This window comes from Marinomonas arctica, assembly GCF_003259225.1.
GTDB lineage: Bacteria > Pseudomonadota > Gammaproteobacteria > Pseudomonadales > Marinomonadaceae > Marinomonas > Marinomonas arctica.
Window position 1 is genome coordinate 40,089 of sequence record NZ_QHJF01000003.1, and the last position, 14,183, is coordinate 54,271.

Here is a 14,183-nt window from a genome sequence, read left to right on the forward strand (position 1 = left end):
TTAGTCACCCTATTGCGGGCGACAAACATTTTTATAACACGACGCTATAGCCGTCGCTTTAATGCATACGATCGTCCATTAATTGGCGCATTTTCTCTGTAATCCAGTCAGTTAATTTACTGGCTGGCGTGTCGATGCGCTTCACAATACCGACCTCAATGAGCATATCAGACAAAAAATCACTTTTTGCCGTGTGGATTTTGTCCACAAACCACGGAGTGATGGCAATGTGTTCCGGTACGATCGCCCAACCTTGATTCTGGGCGACCAATTCACAAATGAGATAATAACTGTCTATATCCCAATGGTCAGCACTCAGGGCATTTTCTCTGTTTTCACCTGAACGATTACACAATACCAATTGACGATATTGCTGTAACTTTGACAATGTCAGTGTGCCAGCGTTAGCAAGAGGGTGCCGACGGCCAGTGATCAGTATTTTTTTAAAATAGCCTAAGGATTGCATTTGTAGCTTTTCAGGTAACACACTGTTGCTAATCATCAAACCTATGTCGGCTTTTTGGGCCGAGATGACACTGGAAATATCATCTTGAGAGCCGCTGGTAATCACCAGATGTGTTGCCGGAAACAAGTCACCGATTTGCGTAAAAATCGAGTGTATGGCTTCTAACGGCAACGCTTCATCAATCGCAATGCGTAACAGTATAGGCTCTTGTCCCGCGGCGGTTAATGCTCTGGACTCTAAACGCAAACATTGGTTTAGAATGGCCTGCGCTTCCGGCAACATTTCTTGCCCTAATGACGTTAGTACTGGAAATTTTGCACTTCGATCAAACAACTCAAAGCCCAAATCGAGCTCTAAGTTGGCAATCGCACTACTGATACGTGATTGCGCTTTGTTCAGTTTTCTCGCTGCCGCTGAAAAAGAGCCTGACTCTGCCGCTGTCACAAACGCCAGAAGTTGATCCAAAGTCCAATTCATCATTCCTCCCACTCAACACCTCATCCATCCTATATACGGATAGAAACCAACTTTCTTATATCTCAATTTTACCTATGATTCATCCATTCTTAATCCATGGAGCAATACAGTCATGCACGCGGTCAATCCCATTCCCATCCAAAAATCCGTGGCGGGCGCTTTCTGGCGATTTGCAATTCCTTCCATTGTGGCCATGTTGGTCAATGGACTGTATCAAATCATTGACGGTTTTTTTGTTGGCCATTTTGTCGGCAGCGAAGGATTGGCGGGCATCAATATGGCTATTCCGTTACTGGGTCTCATTATGGGGTTTGGTATGCTGATCGGTATGGGCGGCGGCAGCCTGTTGTCCAAATATCGGGGAGAAAATAATCCCCCTGCTACCCAAGCAACCTTGATGACGGCTTTATTTTTGGTCATTTTCATCGGTTTATTTGCCACGCTGATCTTTACTGTTTTTGGTAAGAGTTTACTGAATTTACAAGGCGCGACTGGCGTCACCATGGCAATGAGTTGGCAATATATTCAGGTGATGTCTTATGGTGCCTTAATTTCGATTGGTGCCAGCGCTATGCCGATGTTGGTGAGAAACGATGACAGCCCAAACATGGCGACGGTATTTATTATCGTCGGGGCACTCATCAATATCCTGTTGGACTATGTGTTTTTAGCCCACTTGAATATGGGCTTGAAAGGCGCGGCAATAGCCACCCTGATGGCTCAATTCACCAGCTGTGTATTGTGCTTACGTTATTTTATGTCATCGAAAGCCAAAACCAAACTCACTCTAAACCAGTTTGATAAAGCCATCGCTAAGCGGATTGTGCAGTTAGGTTCTTCTAACTTGGTGATGTTTATTTATTTTAGCTTTGTGATGGCGGTTCACAATCGATTGTTCATGGCTTATGGCGATACGACCCAATTAGCCGCGTTTGCGATTGTTGGCTATTTAGCAAGTTGTTATTACTTTTTTGCCGAAGGTTTGGTCAGTGGTTTGCAACCACCGGTCAGCTATTACTTGGGCGCAAAACAATACAAACGCATTATCCAAACCGTAAAGTTGGCGTTTTCTGTGACACTGGGTTCCGGTATTGCCGTGGTGGTTTTACTTAACCTTTTCCCAGAACGGTTTGCGGGCTTTTTTGCTGGCTCAGATACGGCGTTAATTGAGGCGGCTAAGGTCGGCATTCGCCTGCATTTAATGGCGCTGTTTTTGGATGGCTTCCTATTCATGACCTCGATTTACTTTGTCGCCATCGGCAAAAGTGGTCAGGCATTCTTTGTATCGATGGGAAATATGTTGGTGCAGCTGCCATTTTTATTCACCCTACCAAGATTCTTAGGCGTTGAGGGGGTATGGCTGGCCGTGCCTTTGTCAAATGTTGCGTTCACTTGTATTGTTCTCCCCATGTTGCTGATTAGCTTAAAAGGGCTAAAAAAAGCCTATCGCACGGAGTCTACAGCGATAATGGGAGCGCAAACCTTAGTTCAAAAATAAGCCTGCCAAGATAAACAAAGCGTTGGAGCGTCCTCAGTAAACGGCCCAACGCGTCAGTCAATTAGGCTAGACGCACAAGCGGCGTAGATAAGATTTGAGGTGTTTGGGTACCTTGTAATTGGTCGATATTCGCCACACTGGCTTGCACTTGATCGCCATCCGTTAACAAGCCGAAACGCACCACAAAGTGTTTTGACTCACCCGCACCGATTGTTGGCACCAAACCTAAGTCGCGCTGATAAGCACGGTTGTAAGCAAAGCTAGTACCGGGTTCGATTCCTACCACATAACCTTGTTCCAATGTGTCCGTATTTTTCCATATGGTTAACACTGGCAAGGTATCGGTTTGATAACTGACTTCTATGCCACAACTCCCGTTGGCGTTATGTAACAAGGCATGAGAAAAGCCATTTTCGTCACTCAACGGACGAATATTAAACACCATTTCATCAAAATCTTTCGTTGGCGCAGGCATCTGATTCCAATCGTTCAAGCCACCCGCAGCGTAGTCGTTAAACGGCGATAATTCCGCCATAGGAACATGCAGTTGCGCGCCTTTTTCAAGAATCGGCTGAGCGAAATTATTGTGATAGATAGCTTGGTATTCGCGCGGATAACTGCCTTTGTTGGTCAGGGTATCTTCTACCAACAAATACGGCGCATCTGGCGTTAATGATAACGCCGTTTGCAATTCAAAGTTGGTGAACTTAAAACGCTTTTCATCGACTCGACCACGTAAAGTCACCCGATAAGGCGGCACTTGCTCGACCTCTAAAATCACCTCGTCGGCAGGTGTATTTTGGATACGACCATGCAATGTCAAAAACTCATCGCCATCTTGTCCTGGATGCCCTGCCCACTGATAACCACAACGCACAATCATCTCGTTAAAACCGTCTAACCAGCCTAAGCCACCAGACGCTTCTTGATTCACGAAACTAGGATGAACCACCTCTTTCACAGGAGAATCCCAACCAAAGCGCACACCGTTTCTGACCACATCAAGCACCGCCATGCCACGAGTCGGCACGACACGAACCACAGAACCACCCACGGTTAACGTGATCAAACGCGAACCGGTTTGCTTACCGCCCATCAAACAGGTTTGCTGAACATGAATAGGCACATCCTTCGGCAATCCCATTAACTCAGCGTTAAGTGACAAATTACCCACATTAATGTGCTGTTGATGACTAAGAAGAACAAGTTGAAACATGAACTAGGCTCCAAGAAAAATTTCCTCATGCTAACGCGAGCCAGATGACAAGGCCAGCTATGAGGATAAAATCTGCAGCTTAAAAATCCCCCGGCGCGCACTGTAGGCAAGTCAATCCTAGGTTACGCCAGCCTTTTACCACCGCGTCGCGGTCGTCCAATACTAACCAAGGTGTGAATCCATCCGCCTGAATTTTTTCTAATAGGGCTTTTTTGACTTCTTCATCTGGCAGAGCATCAGCATTGTCAGGTCGTAAATAGATACCATCACAGGGAATGCTGTGCTTTTGAATCCATTCAATAGAATGCTGTTTATGGGATTCAGGACGTCCGCTACAAATCAAAATGTGTTGCCCTTGCTGCTTGAGAATATTCACCAAACGCAGCACATTTTCAATCACAGGCGCATGTTTCATGTGCTCAAAAAACGGGTCCCAATGTTTTTCTGCGCCAAGCACCCAATGGGCAACCTTGGTGTGATCGAACTCGGCAAGCGTGCCATCTAAATCAACAATTACGGCATTTGGTATCATATAAAGCTTCCTTTAAACGGGGTGATTTCCCAGCCGTTTTCGTCTTGGCTGGGTACAAAAGAAATGGGCGTCACATTGCCGATTCTTGGACAATACGGCGTGCCATTGATAATATTGTTTAACACTCGATAAACACCAGAATGGGCAATAATCAGAGGCCACGAATGCTCGCTGAGAATCTCATTCAATGCGCTAAGTACACGGGCTTCAAAGTCTTGCCAAGATTCACCATTAGGTGGCGTCACGTCATAAGGTAATTGTTGTTCTATTGGGCAACCTTCAAGGTCGCCCCAATTGCGCTCTTTAAGTTGCTCATAAGCCATAATGGTTTGTTTTGGTACCGCATGTAATGCGGTCTCTTGGGTGCGTTGTAACGTACTGGTTGCCACAAGACTCCAATCAATGGCGCTTAATATTGGCGCCGCGTCTTTGGCTTGTTGAATTCCCGTTGCGCTTAACGGACTGTCGGTAAAACCACCAATACGAAACGCGGCGTTAAACTCACTCTGCGCATGACGCGCAAAGACAAAAGGTTTAGGTATTAAGGTCATAATCTAACTCGATACACTCTAACTCAATATAAGAATCTGCCGTAACGCTTGGGCCAAGGGCCTGTCGCCACTCATTTAGGTCTTTCATGGTGTGGAAAAGCGGAACACAAATACGGCAGCCAAGATGATCCACCAGCCGTTTTAGGTCTTGCTTACGCGGGTGCACATTCCAGCGTTCGAAATACGCTCTGTCTTCACTCACGGCCTGACGAGCGTGTTCCGGCAAATGTCCAGTATAAACGGGCAAATATCGCTCTGGTTGTTGCAATAACACAGCCGCTTCGCCACTCAATCCATCAGGATCACCACATAAAACCACTTTGGCATTGGGATTGAACGGTTGGCTTTTCATGTTTTTCAAGATAGGTCGAATCTCGCCGCACACACTGTCTTCAGGCCCAGCCAACACCGTCTCAGGTGCGATGCAATCTTCCCCTAGAGTCCAATCATGGAAGCCTAGGGAAGCTAGCCAACAGGCCATTTCTAAGGCTCGTCCTGTTTGCGGAACGGGCATCAGTAAGGCGCGCTCGTCCTTCAGATAATGCAACAAGGCGTTTTTGCATTGCTCCAGTGAATTATCGTACAAGCCGTAAGACGCATCGAGCAAAGCCACATCCGCTTGTGGAGGCATGGTAAAAGGATACAAGCACGATTCGAGACTGAAATCGCCGCTGTAAAATACGCCATCGCCCATATCAAGATGCAACCACACACCGCCGAAAGAATGACCAGCCGAACCGGTTGTCACCTTAATGCCAGACACATTTGTCATACCACAAATCGGCAAGGTATGAAGGTTCAAATGCGATGGCAATTGCTGCTGAACGGGTGAAGTGGCGTAGACCGGAACCTTACTATCAATATCGATCAAACCGCCCATATGATCTTGATGATCATGGGAAATAAAAATCGCGTCTAAGTGATCTGGTTGCGTCCAGCCTTTGTCTTCACCTACCTCTAACGCGCCGCCCGCATCGAGTAGAAAACGAATCAGTTTTGATTGAGGATCGGCTTCATAAGTGACTAAAATTGCGGCGGCGGTTTTTCTTCCTGCGCCACTTAGAATATCAATGCTAACCTTCATGACTCACTCTCAAGCGACCAAGCTTGCCCAAGACGAACCTGATGCTGGCTGCCTAGCGTCATCGGCACATCGCTGTACGCGAGTAAGCGCTGACCATCCTTTAGCGTCAATTCAATATCGTAACGCTCGCCACGAAAAATACAGCTGTGAACGCTACCCGTCAGTGCCGACTCGTCCGCGTTGACGAAATGAATATCTTGTGGACGCACGAGCACAGAACTGGCCGCTTTGTCCGGCGAATGTTGACGAATCAACGCGTGCAAATTGGTACCGCTCACATATTGCGCAGGCGCAACTGCAGCGACCGACAACACAGAACCTCGACCGATAAAATTTGCTAGCCAAGTGTTTCTTGGTCTTGCATACAGTTCCTGAGGTGTTCCCCATTGCACCAATTGCCCTTTATTCAGCACAGCAATTTTATCGGCCAATGACATGGCTTCGGATTGATCGTGGGTGACATACACCATAGTCGCGCCAGTACGTTTGTGAAAGGCGCGAAAGGTTTCTTCCATCGTCGCTCGCAAATGTCTATCTAAGTTAGCAAGTGGCTCGTCAAACAGCACCACATCAGGCTCGGTGACCAAACTACGCGCCAACGCCACACGCTGACGCTGACCGCCGCTGAGTTGCGCTGGCAAACGATCGGCGTATTCTTTCAACTGAACAATATCTAACGCATCGTTAATGCGTTTGTTACGCTCAGCTGTTGGCGTCTTCTGCACTTTAAGCGGGTAGCCGACGTTTTCTTTCACTGTCATGTGCGGCCAAAGTGCATAGGACTGAAACACCATGCCGAAGTTTCTTTCTTCTGTTGGCACATGACGTGTCGAACTGGAAAGACAGTCATCACCATGAATGATTTGACCACCTGAAACGTTTTCAAATCCTGCCAGCATTCTTAAAATGGTCGATTTACCACAGCCGCTTGGCCCGAGTAAGGCGACAAACTCACCTGGCTCAATGGTTAAATTCAAACCTTTTACAACCGGCGCACCATGAAAAGATTTTTCAACGCCATCCAATATTAACCGTGCCATGGAATCACTCCTTTGGGCAGACGAGGGGCAAACAGACTCAATAAACTCATTAGCCCTGCGACCAGTAACACCACCAGCACAGCAATGGCCGAGGCCAACACACTGTCGCCACTTTCATCAAGATTAAAAATCAACACACCGAGGGTTTCATTGCCTGCGCTCCACAACAAAGCCGATACCGTCAGCTCGTTAATGGAAATCAAAAACACGAATAAGCCGCCGGCAAAAAAGGCCGGTGCAGTGAGCGGTAAAATGATGTCAATCAGGCGCTGTATCGGCCTTGCGCCTGCCAATTGAGCGGCTTCTTCTAAAGCCGGATCAAGCTGCGACATAGCGCTTAATACTGGCTTCAAACAGACACTCAAAAAACACGAAAGATACGCCAAGAAAATAATGCCCAACGTGCCGTACAAGCTAACCTCTATAAAAGGCAAAGGCTTGGCGAACAACAAAATAAAAGCAATGGCTAAGACGATGCCGGGGATGGCATAAGGCACTTCGATCAAACTGGCGATCACCGCTCTGGTGCGCATTGGCAAACGCATCAACAAATAGCCTAATGGCAAAGACACCAGCATCAAGACTAATGCACTGAAAAAAGCCAAAAACGCGCTGTTTTCGAAAGCTCTGGAAGTAACGCCTTGCCGCCCAATCATTTCGTAAAATGCAGCAAAAGTAAGGGTATCCGCGTTCAATGGCATGCCGAGAGCTGGCACCAGTGAGCTGACAATCAAAGCAAATAGCGGGGCAACCAAGATAAAACACAATACCAATGCCAACAGAATTTCGAGGGGCAAACGCCATTGCTTAAGACGAAAAGACAGCGACTGCGCGGTGTGACCTAACAAGGCATAACGACTGCGTTGCTGTAGCCATTGCTGTAACAACATGCCTGCTAGCACCAACAAGGCAATCATCATCGACAAGCCCGCCACTTGGCTCAGCATATCGTGTCCAAATCCTGCCATTTGCTGATAAATCAAGGTGGGTAAAACGATGTAACCTGCCGGAATTCCTAACATCGCCGGAATACCAAAATTACCCAAAGAAGAAACAAAGGCTAACGCGGCACCAGCGATAATCGCACTGCGACACAAAGGCAGGATGATATCGACCCAAATTCGAAACTGAGAAGCACGAGATAGTTGAGCCGCTTCGAATAAATCCTGTGGCAATGAAATAAGCTGAGTACGCAGTGCCAAAAACACCAAGGGCGCACTTTGTATACCAAGCAGTAAAGCAATGCCTTCCGCCGAATACATTGGCTGTGGGCTGCCCAACGCAGGCGCTATGCCTAGCGTGTTTAAAATTGGGCTCGCTGGGCCAAACAGTTGCAACCAACTCAACGCCGTCACTTGTGGCGGAATCATCATCGGCAACATAAAACAAAATACCCAAATGGCGCGACCACGAATATTCGTTAACGTCACCACAAAGCCAAAGCCGCAACCTAAAATCACCGCGATGAGCGTCCCTAACCCTGAGGTGTAAAAACTATGGCGTAATGCCGTCCAAGTCCGCTCACTTTTAAGTACTTCTGCCATAGGGGAAGACGTAGAAAAAGTCGTATGACTTAAGGCTTCTACCAATAAACGCAGGCTAGGTAATAGGCTTAACGTTGCGATCAATACAAAGAGTCCAATGGACAACCAGCGTAGCTGGCTATCCATGGAGGCTCCATCCATAAAACGTCTTTTTAATAACGAAGGTGTCATCTTTCTTAACCTTCAAAGATCTTGCTAAAGCGCTCTTTATTCGCTTCACTATTTTCGAGAGTTTTTGCCGCATCAAATGGCATTAACTGAATATTTTCTCGCTTAGGAAAACCTTCGGGTACGCCAATATCACGTCGAGCTGGCAAATAACCCTGCTCTAGCACCAAAGCTTGGCCTTCTTTCGATAAGAGGAAGTCGACAAAGCGCTTCGCTGCGGCTTTGTTTTTGGCTTCTTTCATGATCGCCACGGGCTCAGTAACCATGGTGACGCCCGTTTTAGGAAAGATAAATTCAATCGGAGAACCTTTCGCCGCTTCACGAATCGCCAAGAAATCCACAATCACGCCATAAGGCTTAGTCCCTGATGCCACCGCTTTTAGTACACCGCCATTGCCGCCTTGCGCCATCGCTCCATTGGCATGTAATTGCTCGAAATAATCCCAGCCTAATGATTTATCATCTGTTAACGTCGCAAGGTGAATCAGTGCGGCACCGGAATACAATGGGCTTGGCATCGACACTTGATTTTTGTATTCAGGCTTGACGAAATCGGCCCAATCCGTTGGATGTTGTGGCGCTTGTTTATGACGAACAATACCCGTGGTGATCAGTTTCGTGCCGTAATAATAGCCCTCTTCACTGTACAAGCTATTTTCGTACTGATCTCGCTCAGGACTCACATATGGAAGCAAATAACCCTCATTCACCATGGATTCCATAGTGACACTATCGGCAATAAGCAATACATCGGGTTTCACCACACCAGAAGACAGCTCTGCACGCAGTTTAGTCATCAATTGGGTCGTGCCATCACGAACCCATTCTACCTTGATATTTGGATTAGCGGCTTCAAACGCATCCACCGTCATTTGCGCATCTTTGTTTGGCTGACTGGTATACAAGGTCAAAACATCTTGAGCTAGAGCTGATAAGGGAAAGATCAGTGACGCAGCACACAGTAATAATGTTTTCTTAACGGTCATGTGAAAACTCTCTGTTCGATAAGGGAGTTGCAACAATACCGACATACTTTGACATTATAGTGACGAAATACTTTCGTTTAGTAATGGTTTGCTTTCGTTTCGAGAGCTGAGGTTAAGAGCCGTATTATATGAATAAACGTCACTATGACATTGTTCAATGGGTAAACAAACATGGACGACAAACCCTACAATCCACTGCAGATGAATTTGGCGTCTCGGTCCAAACTATCCGCTCAGATATTAGGATATTGGCCGAAAAAGGCTTAGTGCTTCGCAGTCACGGAGAAGTGATTCCTTTTCCTCATCGTGAAAATGTCAGCTTTGATCAACGGCGAATTCGTAATGCCATTGGTAAAAAACATATCGCTAATTTATGCATTAGCAAAATAGCGGACTACCAATCTATTTTTCTAGGCAGTGGTTCTAGCGTCGCCGACGTCGCCAGTCAGTTAAACGCCTTTCAAGGCCTGCAGGTGATGACCACGAATTTGCATGCTGCCCGCAATTTATGCGAACACCCAGACTGTGAACTGACCATTTCAGGCGGACGAGTACGAATGCGAGATCAAGATGTTATCGGGGGCGATGCCATGATGTTTTTCCAACGCTACCGGGCAGATATAGGGATATTTTCCGTCGCAACCGTCAATAAACACGGAAATTTATTTGATTTCACTGATGATGAGGTGATGGCAAGACAAGCCCTCGTTGAGCATTGCCATTATCGCATTTTGGTTATCGACAGCACAAAATTTGAAAAAGAATCACGCTGTTTATGGGGGAAAATGAGTGATTATGACTGTGTCATTACTGATCAAAAACCATCGTCATCCCTATTAAGCATGCTGCATTATCAGGGGGTAGAGATATTGTATTAAGCGAATCCCATTGAAATAAAGAGACACTAAAAATGGATTTAAGTGCATGAATGCAGAGCTACCAAGCACGATTGTTACAATTTGTGCAAAAAATGCGCTTGATCTCTTTGTTTATATAAGACTATTGTCTTATATACCCCTACCCAAGTTGCAAAAATTGAGGTTGTTATGACGTCACCGATGAGAATTCGACAACAAATAAATATTGGCTTAATCGCCATACTCTTACTCGCACTTGCTAGCATTTACCTTGTAATAGAAACGAAAGTAAAACCCGACCTCACCGCCGAACGACAAAGACAAATCTCGGTAAACCAAAAGGCACTGACCGAGTTACTCAGCGCCAAGTTAGAAAAAATCCAATTACTCACCAGCACCCTCGCTTTAGCCAGCACTGAACTCCCCAAAGACGACGCGCTATTCAAACAAGTCTTTCCCAACATCATTAATAACCACGATGACAAAAGTATCGCCGGGGGTGGTATCTGGCCGGAGCCTTCTGCGTTTACACCGGGAACGGAACGCCGTAGTTTCTTCTGGGGACGTGATGGCTCTAAGATGAGCTTTCTAGACGATTACAATGATCCAGCGGGATCTGGCTATCACAACGAAGGTTGGTACACCGTTGGCAGAACCTCGCCAGTCAATCGTTGTGCTTGGTCTGAGGCCTATATAGACCCTGTTACCAATATTCCTATGGTGACTTGTACGATCCCAATGAAGGAAAACAACACGTTTACCGGTGTCACAACGGTCGATATGATGTTGGATGGCATTACCAAAGCACTTGAGCTTTATGGTGCCGAAAATCAGGGTTATGTCTTCGCCATTGACCAAACAGGACAGGTACTTAGCTTTCCGAAAGACAAGATTAATTTGGTAAAAAGCGATGGCAGCATGTTAACGGCCACCGAGCTTGGCAATCAGCTACCATGGTTAAAACCCGCTTTAGTAAAAATGGGCAACGTAGAGCAAGTGATCACGATTGAACATGATGAAATTTTAGACGGTGCTGCTTACGTGGATCTGGTTAAGCACCCACAAACGGGCTGGACAATTGGTTTGGTTGTTCCCAAGGCGCGAATGACGGAAATTGCAGAAAGCATGGGATTATTCCTCATGATGGTGATTGGCGCCTTGTTAATCATTGTCAGTATTATTGCTGCGTCCTTTTTCCGCAGTCTACTTGGACAGATTACTCAAACCACCAAACAGATCCAAGAACTTGCTGATGGTGGCAGCATTCAAGCTCTTAACGTGGGTAAATTGAATGAATTAGGGGATCTTCGCCAAGCGGTAAATGCGTATGGCGATAAACTGAAAAATTTATTAGAGCAAATTCACACCGAGTCAGCCAATCTGGTTGCTGACGCCGGGCGTCTCAGTAAATTCAGTAACGATTTCCTCAATAAAGCCAACAGTCTAAGTGATGAAAATACGACCTTAGCCGCGGCGACGGAAGAACTCGGTGCCACCTCTCACGACGTTGCCATGTACGCCAACGAAACCAAAGAAACCGTTGAGCGTATCCACAAAGACGTGCGCAATAGCGGCAAAGAAATGAACACAGTGATTGAGACAATGCGCTCTTTAACCAGCGCCATGACGCAAGCACAAACAAATATCCTGCAATTAGACGAAGACAGCCGCCGCGCGAACGGCATGTTAAGTGTGATCCGTGACATTGCAGAACAAACCAACTTATTGGCACTTAATGCCGCTATCGAAGCCGCACGAGCGGGTGAAACAGGCCGAGGCTTTGCTGTGGTCGCCGACGAAGTGCGTAATCTTGCGGCGAAAAGTGAGAGCTCTGCCGTGGAAATAGAGCAGGTTCTAGGACGCCTACAAGTGGCATCAAAAGAGTCTGTCAGCTCCATGGAATTGGGTCACAGCGAAACCGAACGAGCGGTAGCAACGGCAGAATCTACCGCGGCTCATTTGCAGCAGGTCGTCGATGCGTTCTCGCAAATTACCGATCAAGCAACACAGATTTCTGTGGCAGCGGGCGAACAACAAAAAGTGTCACAGGACCTCAGCATGTTCGTGTCACGTTTGCAGGAGCTGACTGGCAGTAATGCCAGCGACTCCAGCCAGCTTAGTCGTATGAGCCAAGAAATAGACGCCATCGCTAAACGATTAAACGCGTTAAAATAAACGTCTAATCTGCACTGAAAACCATGATGATGTCACCATCATCATGGTTTTTTATCATAAAAAGCGCCAAAATTTGGCCATGAAACGATGGATGGGACGTCGATAAGGCGGCCGCAGTAAAGCGAGAATATTCTTGCCGCGTTTGCTTAACACCGACTTACCGTGGGAAAACGTTCGAAAACCTTCTTCGGCATGGTAAGCGCCCATTCCCGATGCACCAATACCACCAAACGGCAAGTCAGCCTGTGCCACTTGCACCAACGTGTGATTGATCACCAAACTGCCACTTACTATGCGAGCCTCACAAAGTCGTTGGTCTTCTGTCTGCTGGGTAAATAAATACAGGGCCAAAGGTCGTGGCCGCTGATGAATGTAAGACAGCGCTTCTTCCAAGTCGCTATACAATAAAATGGGTAACAAGGGCCCAAAGAGCTCATCTTGCATGACACGCAGGTCATCGGTTGGTTGATGTATAACGTGCAAGGCTAATTTGCCATCACTTTGTGCTGGCCCTTGCGACATCAGGTTGTCGCATTCGATCCCAGCGGCCCCTGCTTCCTCTAAATAGCCTTGTAGGCGATCCAGTTGACGGGGGTTAATCAAACTCGTGTAATCAGGGCTCAGAACGCCCTCAGGGTAATAAGCTAAAAGCTCCTGCTTTATGTACTCGATTAAGGTCTGTTTTTGATCGGCATGGCACATGATGTAATCGGGCGCCACACAGGTTTGACCGGCGTTGAGCATTTTACCAAACACCAATTTTTTCGCGGTATCGCTCAAATCCGCTGACGGTGCCACCAGCAGTGGAGACTTTCCCCCTAATTCAAGTGTCACAGGTGTTAAGTTTTCTGCGGCATTGCGCATCACAATACGTCCGACCGATGTAGAGCCTGTAAACAATAAATGATCGAATGGTAACAAACTAAAGCGATTAGCAAGGTCTGCTTCGCCTTCCACCATCTCAATCCAGTTTTCACCCAACGCGCGATCCAATATTTCGCGCAGTACTTTATTGGTTTCTGGACAATATTCCGACACCTTGAGCATCACTCGATTACCCGCTGCCAACGCTCCGATTAAGGGACCAAGACAAAGTAAAACAGGATAATTCCAAGGTGAAATCACGCCAACAACCCCTTTGGGTTGATAGATGACCTTGGCTTTGGCAGGTAAGGTGCTAATGTGTAAACGACGTTTGGATGGCCGCATCCATGTTTTCAGGTGGCGCTTGGCGTGTTTTATTTCACCCAATACAGGTATCAGTTCTAATAGTCGAGATTCTTCATGAGCTCGATGCCCAAAGTCTTTCTGAAGTGCGCTTAATAGTGATGCTTCCGAACGTAATAGTGCCGCCTCCAAACGCTTGAGACACTGTCGGCGCTCGTCAGCGGTCGGAAAAGACGCTCGTTGAGCGATGGCTTTTAGGCGTGTAAACGCCGCCAACATGTCGTCTTGATGATAAGACCGTTCAAGCGCCATTTTGCCTCCCATAATACCCATCAATATGCTGCCATGTTTACAAAACGTTTTACTCTAAACTCGACCAAATTAGCTACACTATATAATGATAAAGGCACTTTCTAGTGGCA

General features: G+C 46.8%; 12 protein-coding genes. 3 read left to right on the plus strand and 9 right to left on the minus strand.

Going from position 1 to position 14,183, the window contains the following annotated elements; translation table 11 throughout:
- Nucleotides 1-58: 58 nt before the first annotated feature.
- Nucleotides 59-946, minus strand: a complete 888-nt coding sequence (locus DK187_RS02010) for a LysR family transcriptional regulator (RefSeq protein WP_204355566.1) — start codon at nt 944-946, stop codon at nt 59-61.
- Between the two features lie 109 nt (nt 947-1,055).
- Between DK187_RS02010 and DK187_RS02015 the strand changes: the two genes are divergently transcribed.
- Nucleotides 1,056-2,441: an MATE family efflux transporter gene (locus tag DK187_RS02015; protein WP_111605671.1), complete on the plus strand. Its 1,386-nt coding sequence runs from the start codon at nt 1,056-1,058 to the stop codon at nt 2,439-2,441.
- Nucleotides 2,442-2,502: 61 nt separating this feature from the next.
- Here DK187_RS02015 and DK187_RS02020 read toward each other — a convergent pair whose 3' ends face one another.
- The 7 genes from DK187_RS02020 to DK187_RS02050 all read right to left on the minus strand — a co-directional run bounded on the left by DK187_RS02020 (nt 2,503) and on the right by DK187_RS02050 (nt 9,562).
- Nucleotides 2,503-3,657 carry an aldose 1-epimerase family protein gene (locus DK187_RS02020; protein ID WP_111605672.1) on the minus strand — a complete coding sequence of 385 codons (1,155 nt, stop codon included), beginning with the start codon at nt 3,655-3,657 and terminating at the stop codon, nt 2,503-2,505.
- Nucleotides 3,658-3,736: 79 nt separating this feature from the next.
- A complete protein-coding gene (locus DK187_RS02025) occupies nt 3,737-4,189 on the minus strand; it encodes a phosphatase domain-containing protein (RefSeq protein WP_111605673.1) in 453 nt (150 codons plus the stop codon).
- Nucleotides 4,186-4,740, minus strand: a complete 555-nt coding sequence (locus DK187_RS02030) for a histidine phosphatase family protein (RefSeq protein ID WP_111605674.1) — start codon at nt 4,738-4,740, stop codon at nt 4,186-4,188. The genes DK187_RS02025 and DK187_RS02030 overlap by 4 nt, the downstream gene beginning before the upstream one ends.
- On the minus strand, nt 4,724-5,824 hold the full coding sequence (locus DK187_RS02035; RefSeq protein WP_111605675.1) for an MBL fold metallo-hydrolase: 1,101 nt from the start codon (nt 5,822-5,824) through the stop codon (nt 4,724-4,726). The genes DK187_RS02030 and DK187_RS02035 overlap by 17 nt, the downstream gene beginning before the upstream one ends.
- Nucleotides 5,821-6,864 carry an ABC transporter ATP-binding protein gene (locus DK187_RS02040; protein WP_111605676.1) on the minus strand — a complete coding sequence of 348 codons (1,044 nt, stop codon included), beginning with the start codon at nt 6,862-6,864 and terminating at the stop codon, nt 5,821-5,823. Before DK187_RS02040 ends, DK187_RS02035 begins: the two co-directional genes overlap by 4 nt.
- Nucleotides 6,852-8,534: an ABC transporter permease gene (locus tag DK187_RS02045; protein ID WP_111605677.1), complete on the minus strand. Its 1,683-nt coding sequence runs from the start codon at nt 8,532-8,534 to the stop codon at nt 6,852-6,854. The genes DK187_RS02040 and DK187_RS02045 overlap by 13 nt, the downstream gene beginning before the upstream one ends.
- 50 nt (nt 8,535-8,584) lie before the next feature.
- Nucleotides 8,585-9,562, minus strand: coding sequence for an ABC transporter substrate-binding protein (locus DK187_RS02050; protein WP_111605678.1), 978 nt, complete (start codon nt 9,560-9,562; stop codon nt 8,585-8,587).
- Between the two features lie 128 nt (nt 9,563-9,690).
- On the opposite strand from DK187_RS02050, the gene DK187_RS02055 reads away from it, so the two are divergent.
- Nucleotides 9,691-10,440 (plus strand): DeoR/GlpR family DNA-binding transcription regulator, encoded by a 750-nt coding sequence (locus DK187_RS02055; protein ID WP_111605679.1) that lies wholly within the window; start codon nt 9,691-9,693, stop codon nt 10,438-10,440.
- Nucleotides 10,441-10,608: 168 nt separating this feature from the next.
- Nucleotides 10,609-12,594, plus strand: a complete 1,986-nt coding sequence (locus tag DK187_RS02060; RefSeq protein WP_111605680.1) for a methyl-accepting chemotaxis protein — start codon at nt 10,609-10,611, stop codon at nt 12,592-12,594.
- Between the two features lie 54 nt (nt 12,595-12,648).
- Here DK187_RS02060 and DK187_RS02065 read toward each other — a convergent pair whose 3' ends face one another.
- On the minus strand, nt 12,649-14,073 hold the full coding sequence (locus DK187_RS02065) for a coniferyl aldehyde dehydrogenase (protein ID WP_111605800.1): 1,425 nt from the start codon (nt 14,071-14,073) through the stop codon (nt 12,649-12,651).
- Between the last annotated feature and the right edge of the window lie 110 nt (nt 14,074-14,183).